The organism is Poseidonibacter parvus, assembly GCF_001956695.1.
In the GTDB taxonomy this organism is placed as follows: Bacteria; Campylobacterota; Campylobacteria; order Campylobacterales; family Arcobacteraceae; genus Poseidonibacter; species Poseidonibacter parvus.
In genome coordinates, this window is record NZ_CP019070.1 from 263,565 (window position 1) to 285,450 (window position 21,886).

The window sequence follows — 21,886 nt, forward strand, 5'->3', positions numbered from 1 at the left end:
TATAGATTTTTTATGTGTATCTTGCGTAAAGAGTTCGTTTATTGTTTGTGTAGTGTTGAATCATGAACTAATAGTTCTATGATTCAAATTATAAGAATTAGTTTAAAAAGATTTATAGTAACATCATGGCATCACTAACGATACATTTCCCACCGTATCTTTTAGTAAAGGCTCTTATTTCTTCTTTTATCTCTTCAAATTTTGAGCTATCACATACTGTAAAAATATAGTTATTACTTTGTATATCACTAAACTGATCAGCCATTTTTATTCCATGACCACCTGATCCTTCTATATCTTTGATGATTGTATATCCCGTAATATCTTTTTCTTTAAATAAATCTAGTACTTTATTTAAATAAATTGATTCTATTATCATTTCGATTTTTTTCATGCTTTTCATAGTTTACCCCCAAAGTAAATTTATTAAATAGTAATATAATGGTATCCCTAATGATATATTAAAAGGGAAAGTGATTGCTAAGCTAAGTGGTAAATAAATACCTGGATTAGCTTCTGGAACTGATAATCTCATAGCTGCAGGAACTGCAATATAAGAGGCACTACCGCTTAGAAGTGCAAGTAAAAATGCATCACCTTTTGATAATTCAAAAAAGTAAGCTAATGCCATTGAAAGTGAGGCATTAAAAATTGGCATTGCTATTGCAAATATAATTAAGAATAGTCCTAATTTTTTTAGTTCATAAATTCTTTTAGCAGCTACTATTCCCATATCTAATAAAAAGAATGCAAGCATTCCTTTAAATAATGTACCAAATAATGGTTCCATTGAATCCCAACCTTTTTGACCAGTTAAAATTCCAATAATTAAAGCACCTACAAGTAAATAAACAGAAGGGTTTAAAAATGCTTCTCTTAAAATTTCACCCCAATTTGTACCTGTTTTTTCTTTATTATCTTTGTCATTTTTGTCTTTTGCAAATAATGTTGCAAAAACTAAACCAATGATAATTGCAGGTGATTCCATAAGCGTCATAGCTGCAACCATATATCCCCCATACTCAACTCCAATTGTTTGAAGATAAGTAATTCCAGTAATAAATGTAACTGCACTAATAGAACCAAATGTGGCAGCAACTGCAACTGCATTATAGGTATCGAGTTTTATACGCAAGATAAAATAACTATAAATTGGTACAAGTGTTGCCATAAATACAGCTAAGCCAAGTGATTTAAAAATATAAATATCTATACCACTTTTTGAAAGTTCATATCCACCATGAAGTCCAATTGCTATTAATAAATAAAGAGAAAATAGCTTTGGTAAAGGCTGCGGAATCGATAGTTCTGATTTGAAAAATACTGCTAGCATTCCAAGAAAAAAGAATAAAATAGGAGGGTTTAAAATATTTTGTAATATTAAGTCTAAGTTCATAATTTGTTTCCTAATTGAAATATTAAAAGCGATTATACTTTTTTTTTATTTTTATTAGCTTATAAATTTGTGATTTTATTTTTCTTACATTTTTTTCCTTTATACTGCTTTTATATAAAAAATAAAAGGCTAAATTATGAAAAATTCGATTACAAAAGTTTACAAGAATCTTGCATTTGCAGGATGTTTAGTTGCAGGACTTGCTACATCTTCTGTTGCATCAAGTGTTGATAAAGTTCACTTCCTAATTCCTGGAGGAGCTGGTGGTGGTTGGGATGGAACTGCTAGAGGTGTTGGTGAAGCTTTAAAGAAATCAAATCTTGTTCAAGAAACATCATTTGAAAATATGTCAGGTGGAGGTGGTGGTAAAGCCATTGCATACTTAATTGAAACTGCTAAAAAACAACAAAACACATTAATGGTAAATTCAACTCCAATTGTAATTAGATCGCTTCAAGGTGTTTTTCCTCAGTCTTTTAGAGACTTAACTTTAGTTTCTTCAGTTGTTGCTGATTATGGAGTTTTAGTTGTTAAAAATGATTCTAAATACCAATCATGGGCTGATGTAAAAGCTGCTTTTGATAAAAGTCCTAGAAATGTAAAAGTTGCAGGTGGAAGTTCAAGAGGTTCTATGGATCATTTAGTTGCTGCTCAAATTTTTAAAGCTGCTGGTGGAAATCCAACATCTGTAAGATATGTACCTTATGATGCAGGTGGAAAAGCACTTGCTGGTTTATTAACTGGTGAAGTAGATGTTTTATCAACAGGTTTTGGTGAAGTATTAGAAAAGCATAAAAAAGGTGAATTAAGAATCATTGGTGTAACTTCAAATGAAAATATTGAAGGAATTCCAAGTTTCAAAAGCATGGGTGCAGATGCATTTTTTGCAAACTGGAGAGGTTTCTTTGGAGCTCCAAACCTTTCTGAAGAAAAAACACAAGCATTTGCTGATGTGATTGGAAAAATGTATGACACACCTCAGTGGGAAGTTGTTAGAAAAAGAAATGGTTGGGCAAACTTATATCAACCAACAACAGAATTTAAATCTTTCCTAGAAAAACAAGAAGAAGTAATTGGTTCTTTAATGAAAGAAATGGGATTCTTATAGGATAAAGAGAAGAGGGTTTTCCTCTTCTTATTATTAAAGGTTAATAATATGACAAAAAATACAATAGGTTCAATATTTTTTTTAGTTTTTTCAAGCTTTTATTTTTTTAATGTATTTAGTATTAAGAAAATGCCAGGTAGTCAGTTTGAAGTAATGACAGCTTCTACTTTTCCTTTTTATATAGGATTAGCTGGAATAATAGTTTCACTTATGATTCTTATATTTTCTCTTATAAAAAAAGATGATAATGATTTTTTAACATTGAAGTATTTAAAAACATTAGATTTTAAAACTACATTATATTTCGTTATTGCGATGATTTTTTATGGGTTTACAATTAGAACATTAGGATTCATTATCTCGACTATAATTTTTTTACTAATAGGTTTTTTACTATTAAAAGAGAAAAATATAAAAAGAATATTACTAATTTCATGCGGTGTTTCAATAGGATTTTACCTATTGCTAAATAATGTTTTAGGTGTTTATATAGACCCTGGAATGTTATATGAATATTTCTTAGGAGAACAATCATGATGGATGGTATATTAGCAGGTGTTGTTACTGCATTTTCTATGTATAATATTTTAATGGTTGCAGTAGGTTGTTTTGCTGGAACTTTTATTGGAATGCTTCCTGGACTTGGACCAATTTCTGCAATTGCATTAATGATTCCAATTACATATGGAATGGAGCCTTCTTCTGGTTTAATTCTAATTGCAGGTGTTTATTATGGTGCAATTTTTGGAGGTTCTACATCTTCAATTTTAATTAATGCTCCTGGAGTTGCAGGAACTGTTGCTAGTTCTTTTGATGGTTATCCAATGGCGAAAAATGGTCAGGCTGGAAAAGCTTTAGCAATTGCTGCATATTCATCATTTACAGGTGGAACAATTGCAGCAGTATTTTTACTTTTTGCAGCACCAGCACTTGCAAATGTAAGTTTGAGTTTTCAGTCATCTGATTATTTTGCTTTAATGGTTCTAGGGTTAACAGCAGTTGCAGCTTTTGCTGGAAAAGGAAAGTTTTTAAAAGCAGCTATTATGACTATTTTTGGACTAATGTTAGCAACTGTTGGAACAGATTCTGATTCAGGAATTGCAAGATTTACTTTTGGAAGATTAGATTTAATTGATGGAATTTCATTTTTACTTCTAGCAATGGCAGCTTTTGCTTTATCTGAAGCTATGATGAATATTTTAGAAAATCATAAGCAAACAAAAGAAGAAGTAGATGCTCTTAAAAAAGATATTGGTTCATTAAAAATTACAAAAGAAGAAGTAAAAGAGATGGCTCCAACTGTTGGAAGGTCATCTGTTCTTGGTTTCTTTGTTGGAGTACTTCCAGGTGCAGGGGCAACTATTGCTTCATTTTTAGCATATGGAATGGAGAGAAGTATTGCAAATGTAAAAGATAAGCTTACTTTTGGAAAAGGAAATGTAAAAGGTTTAGCAGCTCCTGAAAGTGCAAATAATGCAGCTTGTTCAGGTTCATTTGTACCTTTATTAACACTTGGAATCCCAGGTTCTGGTACTACTGCTATTATTTTAGGTGCATTAATTTCTTATGGAATTCAACCAGGACCAACTATGTATGTAGATAATCCAGCACTATTTTGGTCTGTAATTATTTCAATGTATATTGGTAACCTTGTATTATTAGTTTTAAATTTACCATTAATTCCCTATATTGCAAAACTATTAACAATTCCAAAACAATTGTTATTACCATTGATTATCTTTTTCTCATTAATTGGAGTTTACTTAGTTACATTTAACAACTTTGATATTTATATGATGACAGGTTTTGCAGTTGTTGCATTGTTTTTAAGAATAGTTGATTTCCCAATGGCTCCTATGATTTTAGGATTTATTTTAGGTGGAATGATGGAAAGTAATCTTAGACGAGCACTTACAATTAGTGATGGTTCTTTAGCTTTTCTTTGGGAAAGACCAATTACATTAAGTATTTTAATATTAACAATTGTATTATTATTCTTACCACTAGTTAGTGAATATTTTGCTAGAATTAAAAAAGGTAAAAAGGCGTAAGCTTTCTTTTTACCTTAAAAGAGGTATTCATGGAAAAATTTAAAAAATATACAATTTTATATCTTGAAGATGATGAAGCTGTAAGAACAATCAACTCAAGGTTTTTAAAACGTATGTTTAATGAACTTTATGAAGCAGCAGATGGTCTTGAAGGACTATCTTTATATAAAAAACACAATCCTGATATCATTCTAACAGATATACAAATGCCTGAGATGGATGGTATCACACTTGCAAAACAAATCAGGCAAAATGATAATACAACTAAAATAATTATTTCAACAGCTTTTAGTGATAAAGAATATTTATTAGAAGCAATTGAATTACATTTAGAAAAATACATAATTAAACCACTTACAAGTAGAAACTTAATCCCAGCACTTACAAAAGCAGTTGATGATTTAGAAAAAAACAAAAATTCTAAAATAGAAATTACAGAAGATTTCTATTTTAATACTCAAACGTCTGTTTTTTATTTTGAAGAAAAGGTTATAGAATTAAATAAAAAAGAGCTACTATTTTTAAAGCTATTATGCTTAAATAAAAACAGAGTTGTAAGCTATGAAGAAATAGAACAATATGTCTGGGAAGAAGAGTATATGAGTTTAAACTCATTAAGAACTACGATTGGATTTTTGAGAAAAAAGATACCAGTAAATTGTATTAAAAACATTTCAAATATGGGATATAAATTAAAACTTGAAAGTTAATTACCAAAGAAAAATTGAACAAGGTGTAAAGAAAACTACACTACTTAGCTCCACAATTATTATCATTATTGTTGCAACTGTAATTGGTGCAACACTTATTAAAACAGAATACAATAACTTTAAAACTCATATAGAAAATTTTAAAACCACTTTAATTGAAAGAGAAAAATTTTATATTAAAACAGCTGTAGAAAACTTAGTTAGTGATATGAAGTTTGAAGAAGAAGCAATTTTAAATTCTAAAAAAGAAAGAATAGAGAAACAATCTATAATTGCTTATAATTTAGCTTACTCTTTATATGAGAAAACTAAAAACTTATCAAAAGATGAACAAATAAATTTTATAAAAAATTCGATAAAGCAAATCTCAAAAAAACAAAGTGATATTAACTATTTTATTTTAAATACAAGTGGTAGATTGATTTTGAATAGTGAAAATAATAGTGATGAAAATGAAGTTTTTTTAGATTTTGAGGATATAAATGGTTTAAAGTTTATAAATAAAATGATTGATTCAAATAAAGATAAACAAAACTTTATTGAATATTTTTGGTATAAACCAAATAGTAATATCACAGCAAAAAAGATTACATATACAAGACATTTAAAAGAGTTAGGAATTATAATTGGTTCAGGTAGTTTCCTTGAAGTAGAAAAAAATAAATTAAAAAAGAGAATATCAAAAAAGATATTTAATCAAAACTATAATACTGAAGAGTTTGTTTTAATATATAAAATAAATAGTTTAAATAACATTGCTAGTAAAAGTGATTTATTAACACAAAAACATATTATTTCAAGTAAAGTTGAGCTTAAAGCTATGGAAGATTTACTAATAGAAACAAACTATAAAGGAAATGATTATATTTATTTTGATAATAAAAGGAAACTCCTTTATGGAACTTTTGTTACAAACTTACGTTATTTTATAGGAATTGGAGTTGATTTAACTCAAATCAATAATATTATAAAAAAAGAAAGAGCTACTTCAATTGATAACCTATCTAGTAAAATATTAAAATTAGCAATCATTATTTTAATAATGACTGTAATATTTTTTATGTTCTCACTTGGGTTTACAAGAAAAATAGAGAAACTTTTCATACAATATAGACAAACAGTAAAACAAAACGAAGAAAAATATGCACTTCTTTTTAATTATAGTAATGATGGTTTTATAATTTCACAAATGAAAGAAGATAAAACACTTATTTTAAGTCTTAATAAAACTGCACTAAAAATAACAGGGTATGAATCTAGTGAAATTTTAGAACAAGAGTTTTTTGACCTTTTTAATAATCTAGATTTAGAAGAAACTAAAAAATCTAAGTCTTTATCCAAAACAGTTAAACTAGTAAGAAAAAACAAAGAAATTAGAACTATTGAATTAAATATAATTGTATATTCATACGAAAATCAAAATCTACTTTTTGCATCTTTACGAGATATAACAGAAAGAACTCTTTTAAAAGAAGAAAAACTAAAACAGCAAAATATATTAATTCAAAAATCAAAAATGGCAGCAATGGGTGAAATGATAGGAAATATTGCACATCAATGGAGACAGCCTTTATCACAAATTTCAGGTTTGTTTTTTGACATAGAATCAGCTTATGATTATAAAGAATTAGATAAAAAATACTTATCTCAAAGAGTTGATGATGCAAATGATCTACTTGAATATATGTCTAAAACTATTGATGATTTTAGAAACTTCTTTAATCCAACTTCCAAAAAAGAAGAGTTTCTAATCCAAGATGCAGTTTTTAGAGCAATAAAGATTTTAAAATCAACTTTAGAACATCATAAAATCGATATTCAAATTCAATGTGATAAAAAATACAAGATTTATGGATATAAAAATGAATATTTACAAGCAATAGTTAATATTATTTCAAATGCAAAAGATATTTTAGTTGATCAAAAAATAAAAAATGCAAAAATAAAAGTATATGTAAAAGAAATTGATGATGAAATTATATTATTTATTGAAGATAATGCAGGTGGAATTGATGCTTCAATTATGGATAAAATATTTGATCCATATTTTACAACTAAATATGAATATGGAACAGGAATTGGGCTTTATATGACAAAATTAATTATTGAAGAGAAAATGAATGGAGTTATAAAAGTTGAAAACTTAAATGATGGAGCGGTATTTTCTATTAAAGTATAGATAAACTAACATTTAAATACTACTAAAAATATCTAATTAGATTATTATATAACAAAAAAGGCTTTATCATGAAAGCTAAAAAGCGAATCTGGATTGTAGGTGGAAGTAGTGGTATTGGCTTAAAACTAGTAAACTTGTGTTTAAATGCTAATTATCAAGTAGTTGTATCCTCTAGAAGTGCTAGTACAAACGAGTCATTATTAGCACTAAAAGATGTTTTCTCGCAAGATTTAGCACTAGTAGACCTTGATGTATCTAATAAGCAAAATATTGTAAGTAGTGTTAAACAAGCTTGGAATGCTTTTGATGGTTTAGATATCTGGTTTTATAATGCAGGTGCCTATGAAGTTATGACTATTGATACTTGGGATAGTGAAAAATTTGAGCAAATGAATGAAGTTAACTATCTTGGAATTATAAGATTAATGAACGAATTACTTCCATATTTTAAAGAGAGTAAAAAAGGTCATTGGGTTTGGAACTCTAGTATCTCTTCTTATTTTGGTTTACCTCAAGGGGGTGGATATTCAGCTCCAAAAGCAGCTTTAGTAAATCTTGCACAATCTTTACAACCAGAATTAGACCCTTTAAATATAAAACTTCAAATCATAAATCATGGTTTTGTAAAAACAAGACTTACAGATAAAAATAAATTTGAAATGCCACAATTAATGCAGCCAAAATATGCAGCACAAAAGATTTTAGAAGGAATTGAAAATCCAGACTCTTTTGAGATTAGGTTTCCTTATATTCTTTCTTTATTTTTAAGAATATTAAGAATATTACCATATAAAGTCTCACTATATTTAACAAAAAAGATGCTTCCATGAAAACACAAGATTACGCTTTATTCTTTGAAAACATTACAAAAGAAACACCAATAAAAGAGTATGAAAATGTATTTGATATTAATGCAAAGTTCAAGGACCCTTTTAATGAGGTTAAGGGCTTAGATAAAATATACGATATTTTTCAAGATATGTATATAAAGCTTGATAACCCAAGATTTAAAGTAATTGAAATAGTAGAACAAGGTGATATCTCATACTTAAGATGGATTTTTGAGTTTAATTTTAAAAACGATTCTTTACTTAATTCTTTTGAAGGAGTTTCAAGGGTTGAGTTTAATGAAAATCAAAAGGTTATCTCTCATGTTGATTATTGGGATAGTTCAGAAAACTTATATGAAAAAATTCCCATTCTTTCTTTTTTCATCAAATTAGTAAAAAGAAAAATCAAAAGCTAAGATGAAAACTCTTGATAAAAAGACTGTAATCTATTATAGTTTAATAGCTATACCTTTAGCAATTGTAGGCTTACCTTTATATATTTATTTACCAACTTTTTACGTAAGTGATGTAGGTATAAATGTAAGTATTGTAGGTTTGATTCTTTTTATTGCAAGACTTACAGATGTTTTTACAGATCCTTTTTTTGGACTTTTAAGTGATGAGAGTGTAAAGAAATTCTCTAGCAGAAAACCTGTTATGATTTTAGGTTCTTTTATTTTGATACTGAGTTTTTACGCACTTATTAATCCAAATTTACAATATCCTGAACTTTGGCTTTTTTGTTTTTCTGTTTTGATTTATATAGGATGGAGTATGATAAATATTCCCTATCTTACATGGAGTAGTGAGATAAGCCAAATATATGAAGAAAAAACTATTTTAAATAGCTCTCGCGAACTTTTTACTATTATTGGAGTATTAATTGCTTTGCTTGTTCCTTACGTTTACAAGGTAGCTCAAAACCCAAATGAAACTCTAAATTTACTATATTTTACTTTTTTGTTTTTATTCTTGCCTTTATTTTTAATTACAATGAATAAAATAAAAATTAATGCAGATATACAAAGTAGTGATTTTTCTTTTAAAAATATTAAAAGTGTTTACAAAAAAATACCAGATATAAAGCTTTTACAAGTAGGTTACTTTCTTAATAATCTTGCAAATGCTTTACCTGCAACACTTTTTTTACTTTTTATAGAACTTGTTATAAAGGAAAAAGACTCAAGTGGAATGGTTTTGATTTTATATTTCTTTGCAGGTATTGTAGCCTTACCTTTTTGGTATAAACTTTCAAGTAAAATTGGCAAGAAAAAAACATGGATATCTTCTATTTTATTAGCTTCAAGTGCTTTTATTTTTGTGCCTTTTTTACAAGAGGGTGATTTGACTGCTTTTATAATCATTAGTATAATTACAGGACTTTGTTTAGGTGCTGATATGGCAATGCCTACATCTATACAAAGTGATTTAGTTCAAAAAACAAAAATGTTATCTTTTAATATCTCAGGTTTACTTTTTGGTATTTGGACAATGATTACAAAGTTAACTCTTGCTCTTGCAGTTGCTTTAGGTTTTGTAATACTTGGTATTTTTGACTTTGAAGCAAGTAGTCCTAGTAGTACTTCATTACTGATATTGTCTTTACTTTATGGTTTAGTTCCAGTTTTCTTTAAACTTGCAGCCATTTACTTTATTAATAAATACAAAGATATTCAACAATAAAAAGCAGGTTTCTTTATAAAGAAACATTTTTTTACTACAAAAAAACCTTATAAAAATATAGAATGTCATTATAAGGAGTTTGAGATGAAATTAAATATTATATCTTTTTTTATTACCATGGTTATAACTCAAACTCCTTATGTTCTTGCAAAAGCACCTGCGCCTGTAAACTATTTAAATGCTAAACAATTCAGTGGCTTATGGTACGAAATTGCAAGAACATATAATGATTTTGAAAAAGACTGTGTAGGTTCAACAGTTGAGTATAAACATGTAGAACCTTTAAAATATGAAATAATTAATAAATGCTTTAAAAATACCTTTGATGGGAAAATCATAGAATATAATGGTACTGCAAAACCTAGCAATGGAAAAGATATGTCAGAAATTGATATGACATATTTTTGGGTTTTTACAAAAGAATATAGAATAATAAATTTAGATGAAAACTACGAATGGGCAGTTGTATCTGATATAGATATGAAAACTCTATGGATAATAAATAGAAAACCTTTTATGAAAAAAGAAAAACTTGACAATATTGTGGCTTCTTTAGATAAACACATGGATACCTCAAAATTAATTTACACTCCACATAAAAAGAAAGAAGACTAAAATGAAAAATGAAAAAAGATTAAAAATTGCAGTACTAGGTGCTGGTATTAGTGGTTTAGGAAGCGCATATTTATTAAGTAGAAAACATGATGTAGATTTATATGAAAAAGAGAATAGACTTGGAGGTCATGCAAGAACTACACAAGTTAGTGAAAATGGTAAGACTTTTGGAGTTGATACAGGTTTTTTAGTTTTTAATCATGAAACATATCCATTACTTACAAAACTTTTTAAAGAGCTTGATGTAAAAATTGAAAACAGCGATATGAGTTTTGCCTTTTGGAATAAAAAAACTAACCTAGCTTATAATGGTGAATCATTAAGAGGAATGTTTTTTCAAAAGAAAAACCTTTTTTCATACTCACACTTGAAAATGATAAGTGATATTTTAAAATTCAATAAAAAAGCTAATAATGATTTAGATACAGATCATGCTGATTTAGATTTAACTTTAGGAGAGTATTTAAAAGATTACTCTTACTTTTTTAAACAAAGATATATTATTCCAATGGGTGCTTCTATTTGGTCAACTCCTAGTGAAAAAATGAATGAATTTCCTGCAAGAACTTTTTTACATTTTTTTAAAAACCATGGACTTTTAGGTGTTGATACACAACATCAGTGGTTAACAGTAAGTGGTGGTTCAATCAACTATGTAAATAAAATTTCAGAATTTATCTCTGGAAAAATTATAAAAAATAGTGATGTAATATCAGTTGAAAGAGAAGATGATGAAGTAGTACTTGTTCACGAAGATAATAGCAGATCAGTTTATGACAAAGTGATTTTCGCAATGCATGCACCTGATGCTTTAAAGTTAATTGATGAACCGACAATTGATGAGTTAAATATTCTTTCATGTTTTGAATATAAAGAAAACAAAGCACTTTTACATAATGATACAAAAGCTTTGTACCCAAATAAAGATGTATATGCAGCTTGGAATTATAAAACAAATGAGAAAGATGATAATAAAACAGATGAAAATGTAACACTATCTTATTGGATAAATAGATTACAAAATTTAAAATCAGAAAAAGAGTATTTTGTATCATTAAATGAGACACAAAAAATTGATAAGGTTATAGAAGAAATATCATACGAACATCCACAATTTGATGTAAAAGCAATTGATGCTCAAAGTAAAAGAAATGTAATAAACGGTAAAAACAATACATATTTTGCAGGAGCATATTGGAGATATGGATTCCATGAAGATGGTTTGTATTCTGCTAATACAATTGCCCAAGAGTTTGGATGTGAGTTATGAGTCACAAGTTTCAAGAAGGAATAATTTATCATAAAAGAGTAAGTCCAAAAAAACATGAGTTTAAATATAAGTTCTTTATGCTTGATATTGATATGAATGCTTACGAAAAACTTGATAATAAATATTTCTCAAAAAATAGCTTTAATCTTTTTTCTTTTAACACAAAAGATCACTTTGGTGCAAGTGATGATTTTAGAGTAAATATAAAAGAGATACTAAATAAATACTCTATTGAAGCTACACAAAAAATGAGATTTATAACACTACCTAGTATTTTAGGATATGTTTTTAATCCTATTAGTGTGCTTATTCTTTTTGAAAAAGATACACCAACACACATGATTGCTGAGGTTCATAATTATAATGGTGGAAGGGTTATTTATCCAGTAAAATTAGAATCAAAAGATAATAAACATTTTAAAGGTGTAGGGCTTAAAGATATGTATGTATCTCCTTTTTTCCAAAGAGATGGAAGATATGAGTTTTCATTAATATATGAAGCAAATCAGTTTTCATTAGGCATAAATCTTTTTGAAAATGATAAAAAAATGTTGAATTCAACATTTGTAGGAAAATCAAGAGTTTTTAATGAAGTAAATGTTCTGTCACTATTTTTCTCTCATACACTTTTAACTGTATGGGTAGTTACTAGAACGTTATGGCAAAGTTTAAAACTTAAATTAAAAGGCTTAAAATTTAATAAGCCAACAGCACAAGACCAAGTAAGGAGGGCATAATAATGAAGACTTTATGGAATAAACTAGGGGATAAGTATTTATCAAAAATCACTCAAGGAACTTTAGAAGTAGTTTACAGTGATGGTAGTACAAAAATATATGGTAATAACCAAGAACCAAAAGCAAAACTTGTTTTAAATAATGCAGATTTGTTTAGACGATTGACATTATTTGGAGATATTGGTTTTGCTGAATCTTATATGGATAAAGATTTTGAATGTGATGATTTAACTGCATTAATCAAAATAGGTATTATTAATTCTGAATCACTTGAAACTAAAAGTGAAGATGCAAAGAAATTCTCACTTCATAATTTATTCCCAGTTATGAATAAAATAAAGCATTCATTAAGAAAGAACTCTAAAACTAGGTCTGCTAAAAATATTCAAGAGCATTATGATTTATCAAATCAATTCTTTGAACTATTTTTAGATGATACAATGATGTACTCATCAGCTGTTTTTGAAAAGCCAGATGAACCACTTTTTGAAGCACAAAAAAGAAAAATTGATATTTTAGCAAAGAAATTAAATCTTAAAAAAGGCTCAAAAGTATTAGAAATTGGTTCAGGTTGGGGTGCTATGGCTATGCATTTAGTAAAAGAGTATGGTTGTGAAGTTACAACTTTAACACTTTCAAAAGAGCAAAAAAAGCTATGTGAAGGTAGATTCAAAGAGCATAATATTGAAGAGTCTGTAGATGTAATATTAAAAGATTATAGAGATATGCAAGGGCAGTTTGATGCAGTAATTGCAGTTGAAATGTTCGAAGCAGTGGGGCGTGAGTATTTTGATGTGTTCTTTAAAAAATGTGAAGAGCTATTAAATCCTCATGGAATTTTAGTGATGCAAATTATTACAATGCCTGATCAAAGATACTCTTCATACTGTAAGGGAACTGATTTTATTCAAAAGTATATTTTCCCAGGTGGTCATCTTCCAAGTGTTGGAAAAATACTAGATGTTACAAGTAAAAATACAAAATTAAACCTTCTTCATATGGAAGAATACACAGAACATTATGCAAAAACTTTAAATGTTTGGCATGAGAACTTTAACCAAAAATTAGAAGAAGTAAAAAACTTAGGTTTTGATGAGTACTTTATTAGAATGTGGAAAATGTATCTTTGTTATTGTGAAGCTGGATTCTTAACAAGAAATATTAATCTTGTTCAAGTTGCTTTTACAAGATATCAAAACGTTGCATTAAATCAAGGTTTAGTTGCATGAAACTAAAATTTCTTTCATTAACTATTATTACAAGTATTATTTTTATAATATTCATAGGATGTTCAAAAATGCAAATAGAAGACTTTACAAATAAAAGCCCTGAATTTATTCCACAAGAATATTTCAAAGGTAAATTACGAGCTTATGGTTTAGTAAAAGACAGAAGTGGAAAAATTATCAGAACTTTCAAAGGTGAACTTGAAGGTTCTTGGGATGAAAATGGCATTGGTACTTTAGATGAAAAATTTGTATATGATGATGGAGAAAAACTAACTAGAGTTTGGAAATTAAAACCAACAGGCAAAAAAACTTTTGATGCAACAGCAGGAGATATAATTGGAACTGCAAAAATGATTGCTAATGGAAATACTGTAATGATTGATTATGTTATGGAAGTACCTTATAATGACAGTACTATTAATATCTCTGTAAAAGATTGGCTTCACTTACAAGATGATGGAGTAATAATAAATCACTCAAAAATGAAAAAGTTTGGCTTTACTGTTGGTGAGCTAGTTATTACCATCATCAAAGATTAAAAATACTAAAGTATCAAATAAGAATAGAAGGGTATTAAAATGAAAGCAATAATATTTATAGCACATGGAAGCAAAAAAGACAAATCAAATAATGAGTTTAAAGCCTTAGTTGAAAATATTTCAAAGAATGTTAAAACTTATGAATTGAAAAAAGCAGCTTTTTTGGAATTAGCAAGCCCAAGTATTGAAGAGACTGCATTAGAGTTTATAAAAAAAGGTGCAAAAGATATATCTTTTTACCCATTCTTTTTAAATTCGGGAAAACATGTATTAATTGATTTACCTGAAATAATCGATGGATTAAAAAAAGAGTACAAAGATATTAACTTTACACTATTAGAACATTTTGGAAAATCAAAAAGAATTGAAGAGATTATACTAAGTGATATTGAATAGATAGTATAAACTGACATTTTTTCACTACTAATGTTTATTTAAAAGTAATAAAATAAAACAAAAAAGTGGAAAAATGAAAATAGCAATTATCGGTGCAGGTTTAAGTGGATGTAATGTTTATAAAAACCTAAAACAACAAAATCATGATATTACAATATTTGAGAAATCAAGAGGTACAGGTGGGAGACTTAGTACTAAATATATTGATGATAAATTCATAGACCATGGAACACCTTTTATAAATACTAGAAATTATAAATCTGCAAACTTTTTAGATTTCTTAGATAAAAAAGTTACACAAAATACTCTAAGAAATATTGATAAAAAATACTACCCTACAAACGGAATCAACAAATTATGTTCATCTTTGATTAATAAAAAAGATTTAATTACAAATACTAGAATAACTAATGCAAAATTAATTAATCAAAAATGGACTTTAACAGATAATACGAATACTATATATGATGATTTCGATTTTGTAGTTTTTACAATTCCTGCTACACAAATTTTAGAAAATGATTTTGATTTAGATGAAGATACAAAAGAACAATTACAAAATATTTCATATGCTCCAATGGCTAGCTTGATTTGCTATACAAATAATACAAACACTAAAAAAATTAAAAATCAAGACCTAAATAAAAGTGAACTTTTTTACAAAGTTATAGATAATTCAACAAAATATGATTATGAAGATTTTGAAAGTTATGTATTTCATCTAAATAAAGATTTTGTTTTAGAAAATATGAATTTAGAAAAGAATGAATTATTTGAATTAATTCATCAAAAAATCTCAAAAGAGTTTGATATTAATTTAAAAGAAGATTTCAATGTTGTTGAACATTTTTGGAAATTTGCTTTTGCAAAAGAGCAACTTGAAAAAGATTTTATTTTAAATAAAGAAAAATCTTACGGGATTTGTGGTGATTATTTCAATGGTATTAATTTAGAAGCTACCTATCAAAGCTCTTTAAAGATATCAGATGAAATAAATTCAATTTATAAAAAAGGATAGAAAATGTTAACAGAATTAATGAATACAGTAATAGGTGCAAAAATAGCAGCAGAAGAAAAAATGAAAACAGATTTAAAAGCTTTAAAAAAAGATGGAAAAATGAAAAAGTGTGATTTTAAAAAGCATATAAAAGAAATAGAAAAAAAAGGTAAAAAAGAACATAAAGAGCTTAAAAAACATGTAAGGTCTATGATGAAAGAGATAATCAATGAACTAGGACTTGCTACTAAAAAAGATTTAAAAAGATTAGAGCAAGAATTAAAAAAGAAATAATTAGACAAAAGGATATGTTATTAAATATTATTCATTATTAAGAATCTATAGGGTTTTTACATTTTTATTAACTGTTTATTTAGTTATAAAAAAGAAAGATAGCTTTTTATTTTTAAAGCCTTTGAAACCTCAAAGATTAAAAAATACTATTGTTAAATTAGGAGCTAGTTTTATAAAACTTGCACAAGTTCTAGCTACTAGATCTGATTTTTTTTCACAAGATTATTTAGATGAGTTAAAGAACTTACACGATCAAATTCCTCCTATGCAAAAAGATGATTTTGAAGAAATTTATAACATAGCTTTTAAAGATAAAGATATTTTTACAAGTTTTGAAAATACACCAATTGCATCTGCATCTATTGGACAAGTACATAAAGCGTACTTAAAAAATGGAAAAAAAGTAGCAGTTAAATTAAGAAGAAAAGGTATAAAAGAGCAAGTATTAGCAGATATTAAAATAATCAGTTTTTTTAATACTTTATTTAAACCATTATTTTCTTCATATACAAAAAATTCTATTGAAGCAGTAATTTCAGAGTTTTCAAAAATGATTGTAGAAGAAGTTAGTCTTAATCAAGAAATGAAAAATCTAAAGACTTTCAAAAAAACTTATAAAGATCAAAATGTAAGATTTCCAAAAGGCTACGCAAAACACTCATGTGACGATGCTTTAGTTATGAGTTTTGAAGAAGGTTTTAGATTTGATGATAAGGAAAATATTCTAGGTAATAATATAGATTTTAAAGCAATTATTGCAAACCTAGTAGATTTCTATACTACTCAAATGCTTATCAATGGATACTTTCATGCAGATCCTCATCCTGGTAATTTACTTGTGAATAAAAAAGGTCAATTAATACTTTTAGATTTTGGAATGGTTAAAACTGTACCAAATGATAAAAGAATAGCTATTATTGAGCTTATAAAAGCTGCTAACGAGCAAGATTATGACACATATATAAGTGCAAGTAAAAAACTAGGAACTATTGCTTATGAAGCTCCTAGTTCAGAGTTAGCGGAATTTACTGCAAAAATGTTTGATATTTTCTCAAATGATAATTTGGATAGTGAATCAATGCAAAAACTAGCTTTTGAAGTATTAGAAAGCACAAGAGATTTACCTTTTAAGTTACCAAGTGATGCTATTTATATTTTAAGAGTTAGTGCAATTGTTGAAGGATTAGGAACTACATATATAGAAAACTTTAATGGTGTAAAAGATATTTTACCAATACTTACAAAAAATCTTCCAAAAGCATTGGGTGCAAAAGAGTCAATATCACAAACAATAACAGAAGAGATCAAGGACTTGCCTTTTATTGTAAAAGATTTGAAAACAGTTATTAAAAAGGCTAGTGAAGGGACTTTAGAAGTTGAAGTATCAAATAACCAAGTAGAGTATATTACAAACACTACAAGAAAACTTATAAAATCTTATGTAATATCTCTAGGACTTATTTTTTCTTCAATGTTCTATTTATTGTATGGTTTTGAACCAAAAGAAGTCGCGATTGGGCTTTTTGCTTTAGGATTTGCAAGGTTATTATACAAATGAAAAAATTAAAATTAGAATTAAATGAAGACGATAAAAATAGATTAATACAAATGGCATGGCAAGATAGAACTACTTTTGATGCAATTAAAAGAGAGTTTGGTCTTAGTGAAAATCAAGTTAAAAATGTAATGAGAACACTTATTTCAAAACCTGCATATAATAGATGGAGAAAAAGAGTTCATAATCGTAAAACAAAACATGAAAAGAAAGTTGAATATAAACCAATTAGATTTCAAGGGCCTTGGTAGAAATTTTTCTTTATTTGTTCCGTAATCCTTTAAGGTTTGTGGAATTTTATAGTTTTTACTTTTTGAACACTTTGTGGAACAGGGAAAGCTCGTAATAGCTGACTATGTTCAAAATATAAGAGAATTTGAAACATTTAAATTGTAAGACGGTAACTTTTTATTACAAAATATCATGTAATATAATTAGAATTAATCTATTCTTAATTGAAAAAAATAGATAATTTATAAACAATAAATCAAAAAATAATAAATATAATCTTGTTAAACTATTAAAAAAAATGGAGTATTAAAATGTTTTCAAATCTAACAATAAAAGGTAAACTTTTTATATCTGCCGGTATATCAATTTTTGGACTTCTAGGACTACTTATACTTTTCTATTTTTCTGCACTAAAAATTGAATCGCTAGAAACTGGTAAACAATATATTGAGACCTTAAAAGCTGATATGTTGATGCTAAGAAGAAATGAGAAAGATTTTATTCTTAGAAAAGATTTGAAATATCTTGATAAATTTAATAAAAATGTAGTAGTACTCCATAAAAATGTTAATAGCCTAATTACTAATTTAGATGAAAATAATATTAATAATGCGAAAGTAAAAGATTTTAGTAAAATCATTAATTCTTATAAAGAAGATTTTAAAACTTTTGTAAAAAAACAAGAGCATATTGGAGTAAATGAAAAATCAGGTTTATATGGTAGCTTAAGAGCAAGTGTTCATAAAGTACAAGAGAGTACAAAAAAATCTGGAAATTATGAACTTTTATCTATCGTTTATGACTTAAGAAAACAAGAAAAAGATTTTATGCTAAGACGAAATCTTAAATATGTAGATAAGTTTAATAAAAAAATAGATGATTTACTTTCAAAAGAATCTTTGATAAATAGCAATACAAAAGATAGTTTATTATCCTATAAAAAAGATTTTCTTAATTTAGTTAAAGAAGAAGAAGCAATAGGTCTAAATAATAAACTAGGTCTTCAAGGAAAAATGCGTGCTACTGTTCATAAAACTGAAACTATTTTAAAAGCTACTGTTATAGAAGTAGCTAAAATTGTTGATGAAAAAGTTTACTTCCTAGAAAAGATGATTGTTTTTTTAGGATTAGCATTTACTATAGTAATTGCACTTATATCTTATTTTACTGCAAATAACATAGTAAAAAGTGTAACTACATTTAGAGATAGTTTATTTAGTTTCTTTGATTATTTAAATAGAAAAGTTGATACAGTAAAACTATTAGAAATAAAAGGAAATGATGAAATAGCTCAAATGGGATCAATTGTAAATGAACAGATTCAATCTATAGAAAATAATCTAGAACAGGATAGATCTCTTATAAACAATACGATATTAACTTTAAAAGAGTATGAACAAGGAGACTTCAGCCTTAAAATTACTTCTAATTCATCAAATCCTGAATTAAATGAACTAGTGACTATTATAAATAATATGAGTGTTAACTTAGAGAAAAATATTGATGATATTTTAGAAGTTATGAAATCATATTATGCTTCAAATTATACTAAACAAATATCAACGGTAGGAAAGAAAGCACATTTAGAAAAGCTGTCATTGGGTGTAAATGATTTAGGAAAAAGTATCTCTGAACTTTTAAAAAAATCTCTTGAGATAGGTTTTACTTTAGATAATTCATCTGATATTTTAATAGAGAATGTACAAATACTAAATGATTCTTCAAATTCTGCAGCTACTTCACTTGAAGAGACTGCAGCTGCACTTGAAGAGATTACAAGTACAATCATAAGTAGTAATGAAAGTATTACTCAAATGAGTATCTATGCAAAAGATTTAAATTCTGCTGCTATACAAGGTCAAGAAGATGCTTCCAATACAAGTACTTCTATGGATACTATTACTAAGCAAGTTACTTTAATTAATGAAGCTATCTCGATTATTGATCAAATTGCCTTCCAAACAAATATCCTATCACTAAATGCAGCAGTTGAAGCTGCTACAGCTGGTGAAGCTGGTAAAGGATTTGCTGTTGTTGCACAAGAAGTAAGAAACCTTGCAAGTAGATCAGCAGAAGCTGCTAAAGAGATTAAAGATTTAGTTGAGAATGCTACAATCAAAGCAGATGAAGGTAAAAAGATTAGTGCTAAAATGATTGAAGGTTATAATTCATTATTAGAGAATATAGAAAAGTCAACTAAAAAAATTGATGAGATTTCACATTCAAGTAAAGAACAACAAAGTGGAATTACACAAATAAATGATGCTATTAATCAGTTAGACCAACAAACACAACAAAATGCATCAATTGCTTCAAAAACAAATGAAATTGCAAAAGACACTGATAGTGTTGCAAAAATGATTGTATCTGATGCTAATAGTAAAGAGTTTATTGGTAAAGATGAAATTAAAATTGTAAAAAAAGAAATAAAAACTACACCAATAAATTTAGCTCCAAAAATTAAAGTGAAAAAAGAAAAGATTATGAGTTCATCATTATCAAATAAAACAATTACACCTCAAGATGACAAAGAAGATGAATGGGAGAGTTTTTGATAAATAGTGATCTAGTAATAGTTAATCAAACATAGAAAATGCTAAATATATTGTGTAATTAGATGTGAAAAAAATTGTTGTAAAAACAAGTTAATAACCTGTATTATATAGCTTTAATTATATTGCTTGGTTGTAAATCTAGAAGTTTAATATCTTCATGACCAACTGGTACAATGCTGTAACTTTTTCTTTTTGCGTTTAATACTAAAAATTCGTGGTCATCTTTTAAAGTTAAATTATAATGTCTTTTTAAATACCCTAGAAGCTTACTTGTTACAGTTACTCTATCAAGCTATCAATCTTTTTTAGTATTGCTTCCGTCGTGATATTTGATAAACCACCACTTCCTATTTTACTTAGTTTTACCACTGACTAGTCCTATTTATGTTTTTTTATGGTTATACTATAATCTCAAATAAATATCAATAGCAATATAAGATAATGATTGTTCACAATACTGTAATTAATAATTCAAATTTGCCCGTAATCACTATTACTTTATTTGTCAGACATAAATAATTTGACACCAAATGCCATCATAATCAAACCTGAGATTAAATCAAGTGTTTTTCTAACGGATTCTTTTGTTATAAATACATTGGCAGAACATATGGTATATATTAAAAAGCCTTGCCAAATCATTGCGATAATAAAATGAAAGGCTGCTAATATCATTGATTGTACAAGTGCTGAACTTTCAGGTGAAATAAACTGTGGTAAGAAAGCCATATAAAACACTATGGTTTTAGGGTTAAGTACATTTGACATAAAACCTTCTCTAAAAGAGCGTATAAAATAATAACTAACAGTTAGCTATTAACTAAAAATATGTAATACGGGTCTGTCAACAAGAAATAGGACACAAAAAGATGCCTTATAGAAGAAGTTCAACAACCTGTACTTTTTGGAACTTTTACAAAACTCTAAATGGTCTTGTTTTCAAGCAAGACCATTGAAATTTGTATTATGAAGTATTATTCTTGAATTGTCCAAATAAATTTATCTACATCAAACCCAAAAGATTCTGCTTTTAAAAGTAGTCTTTGTTTTGTTTTTTCATCAATAGTTTTTTCTCTACTTAAAATCCATAAATACTCACGTGATGGACTTCCTACAAGTGCTACTTTGTAATTTTTATCTACATCGATAATCCAGTAATCTCCATAAAAAGGTCTAAAGAAACTTACCTTTAATTTTGAGTTTGTACTATCAACTGCATATGCAATACCTTTGGCTTCTTTTTTCTTTTCATCTTCAATTTTAGTACATCTATTGATTACATCAATTTTCTCATCATTTCTTAGATTATATGTTGCAGTTACGTTTTTACAACCTTTTTCAAAAAAATGCTCAAATCTAGCAACTTCATACCAAGTACCTTTGTAACTATTTAAATCTACGCTTTTGTTTGTTGGTAAATATGCATGTTTTGTGCTACAACCAACAAAAAAAAGTACTAACGATAAGCCTAGAATGTATTTTAAAGCATGTTTTAAACTAATTTCTTTCAT

Annotated in this window: 23 protein-coding genes; 19 read left to right on the top strand and 4 right to left on the bottom strand. The window is 27.2% G+C overall.

Annotated features, from left to right (window positions below; all coding sequences use genetic code 11):
* Positions 1–112 precede the first annotated feature (112 nt).
* Positions 113–403, bottom strand: coding sequence for a P-II family nitrogen regulator (locus LPB137_RS01330; protein ID WP_076083347.1), 291 nt, complete (start codon positions 401–403; stop codon positions 113–115).
* A gap of 3 nt (positions 404–406) precedes the next feature.
* Positions 407–1,396 (bottom strand): sodium-dependent bicarbonate transport family permease, encoded by a 990-nt coding sequence (locus LPB137_RS01335; protein WP_076083349.1) that lies wholly within the window; start codon positions 1,394–1,396, stop codon positions 407–409.
* A gap of 136 nt (positions 1,397–1,532) precedes the next feature.
* On the opposite strand from LPB137_RS01335, the gene LPB137_RS01340 reads away from it, so the two are divergent.
* The 19 genes from LPB137_RS01340 to LPB137_RS01430 all read left to right on the top strand — a co-directional run bounded on the left by LPB137_RS01340 (position 1,533) and on the right by LPB137_RS01430 (position 20,375).
* Positions 1,533–2,504, top strand: coding sequence for a tripartite tricarboxylate transporter substrate binding protein (locus LPB137_RS01340; protein ID WP_076083351.1), 972 nt, complete (start codon positions 1,533–1,535; stop codon positions 2,502–2,504).
* A 48-nt stretch (positions 2,505–2,552) separates the two neighbouring features.
* Complete coding sequence (locus LPB137_RS01345) at positions 2,553–3,041, top strand: tripartite tricarboxylate transporter TctB family protein (protein WP_076083353.1); 489 nt, start codon at positions 2,553–2,555, stop codon at positions 3,039–3,041.
* Entirely contained in the window at positions 3,038–4,555 is a 1,518-nt protein-coding gene (locus tag LPB137_RS01350; RefSeq protein ID WP_076083355.1) for a tripartite tricarboxylate transporter permease, read from the top strand. Before LPB137_RS01345 ends, LPB137_RS01350 begins: the two co-directional genes overlap by 4 nt.
* A 29-nt stretch (positions 4,556–4,584) precedes the next feature.
* Complete coding sequence (locus LPB137_RS01355) at positions 4,585–5,265, top strand: response regulator transcription factor (RefSeq protein WP_076083357.1); 681 nt, start codon at positions 4,585–4,587, stop codon at positions 5,263–5,265.
* Positions 5,255–7,444: a cache domain-containing protein gene (locus tag LPB137_RS01360; RefSeq protein ID WP_076083359.1), complete on the top strand. Its 2,190-nt coding sequence runs from the start codon at positions 5,255–5,257 to the stop codon at positions 7,442–7,444. Before LPB137_RS01355 ends, LPB137_RS01360 begins: the two co-directional genes overlap by 11 nt.
* A 68-nt stretch (positions 7,445–7,512) precedes the next feature.
* Complete coding sequence (locus LPB137_RS01365) at positions 7,513–8,274, top strand: SDR family NAD(P)-dependent oxidoreductase (RefSeq protein WP_076083361.1); 762 nt, start codon at positions 7,513–7,515, stop codon at positions 8,272–8,274.
* Positions 8,271–8,690, top strand: coding sequence for a nuclear transport factor 2 family protein (locus LPB137_RS01370; RefSeq protein WP_076083363.1), 420 nt, complete (start codon positions 8,271–8,273; stop codon positions 8,688–8,690). The genes LPB137_RS01365 and LPB137_RS01370 overlap by 4 nt, the downstream gene beginning before the upstream one ends.
* A gap of 1 nt (position 8,691) precedes the next feature.
* A complete protein-coding gene (locus LPB137_RS01375) occupies positions 8,692–9,957 on the top strand; it encodes an MFS transporter (protein ID WP_076083365.1) in 1,266 nt (421 codons plus the stop codon).
* Between the two features lie 84 nt (positions 9,958–10,041).
* A complete protein-coding gene (locus tag LPB137_RS01380) occupies positions 10,042–10,572 on the top strand; it encodes a lipocalin family protein (RefSeq protein ID WP_228144677.1) in 531 nt (176 codons plus the stop codon).
* A 1-nt stretch (position 10,573) separates the two neighbouring features.
* Positions 10,574–11,842, top strand: coding sequence for an NAD(P)/FAD-dependent oxidoreductase (locus LPB137_RS01385; protein WP_076083367.1), 1,269 nt, complete (start codon positions 10,574–10,576; stop codon positions 11,840–11,842).
* Positions 11,839–12,579, top strand: a complete 741-nt coding sequence (locus LPB137_RS01390; RefSeq protein ID WP_076083369.1) for a DUF1365 domain-containing protein — start codon at positions 11,839–11,841, stop codon at positions 12,577–12,579. The genes LPB137_RS01385 and LPB137_RS01390 overlap by 4 nt, the downstream gene beginning before the upstream one ends.
* Positions 12,580–12,581: 2 nt before the next feature.
* Positions 12,582–13,808: an SAM-dependent methyltransferase gene (locus LPB137_RS01395; RefSeq protein ID WP_076083372.1), complete on the top strand. Its 1,227-nt coding sequence runs from the start codon at positions 12,582–12,584 to the stop codon at positions 13,806–13,808.
* Positions 13,805–14,347 carry a DUF3833 domain-containing protein gene (locus LPB137_RS01400; protein ID WP_076083375.1) on the top strand — a complete coding sequence of 181 codons (543 nt, stop codon included), beginning with the start codon at positions 13,805–13,807 and terminating at the stop codon, positions 14,345–14,347. Before LPB137_RS01395 ends, LPB137_RS01400 begins: the two co-directional genes overlap by 4 nt.
* Positions 14,348–14,386: 39 nt before the next feature.
* The gene (locus tag LPB137_RS01405; RefSeq protein WP_076083378.1) at positions 14,387–14,743 is read left to right on the top strand and encodes a sirohydrochlorin chelatase; all 357 of its coding nucleotides are present in this window, start codon (positions 14,387–14,389) and stop codon (positions 14,741–14,743) included.
* 73 nt (positions 14,744–14,816) lie between these two features.
* The gene (locus tag LPB137_RS01410; RefSeq protein ID WP_076083381.1) at positions 14,817–15,761 is read left to right on the top strand and encodes an NAD(P)-binding protein; all 945 of its coding nucleotides are present in this window, start codon (positions 14,817–14,819) and stop codon (positions 15,759–15,761) included.
* A gap of 3 nt (positions 15,762–15,764) precedes the next feature.
* Positions 15,765–16,034 carry a hypothetical protein gene (locus LPB137_RS01415; RefSeq protein WP_076083384.1) on the top strand — a complete coding sequence of 90 codons (270 nt, stop codon included), beginning with the start codon at positions 15,765–15,767 and terminating at the stop codon, positions 16,032–16,034.
* A gap of 19 nt (positions 16,035–16,053) precedes the next feature.
* Positions 16,054–17,592 carry an ABC1 kinase family protein gene (locus tag LPB137_RS01420; RefSeq protein WP_076083387.1) on the top strand — a complete coding sequence of 513 codons (1,539 nt, stop codon included), beginning with the start codon at positions 16,054–16,056 and terminating at the stop codon, positions 17,590–17,592.
* On the top strand, positions 17,589–17,840 hold the full coding sequence (locus LPB137_RS01425) for a TIGR03643 family protein (protein WP_076083390.1): 252 nt from the start codon (positions 17,589–17,591) through the stop codon (positions 17,838–17,840). Before LPB137_RS01420 ends, LPB137_RS01425 begins: the two co-directional genes overlap by 4 nt.
* Before the next feature lie 291 nt (positions 17,841–18,131).
* Positions 18,132–20,375 (top strand): methyl-accepting chemotaxis protein, encoded by a 2,244-nt coding sequence (locus tag LPB137_RS01430; RefSeq protein WP_076083392.1) that lies wholly within the window; start codon positions 18,132–18,134, stop codon positions 20,373–20,375.
* Between the two features lie 498 nt (positions 20,376–20,873).
* Here the strand turns inward: LPB137_RS01430 and LPB137_RS01435 are convergent, their stop codons facing one another.
* Both LPB137_RS01435 and LPB137_RS01440 read right to left on the bottom strand, forming a co-directional pair.
* Positions 20,874–21,167: a LysE family translocator gene (locus LPB137_RS01435; protein WP_228144701.1), complete on the bottom strand. Its 294-nt coding sequence runs from the start codon at positions 21,165–21,167 to the stop codon at positions 20,874–20,876.
* Positions 21,168–21,349: 182 nt separating this feature from the next.
* A complete protein-coding gene (locus LPB137_RS01440; protein WP_076083397.1) occupies positions 21,350–21,886 on the bottom strand; it encodes a lipocalin family protein in 537 nt (178 codons plus the stop codon).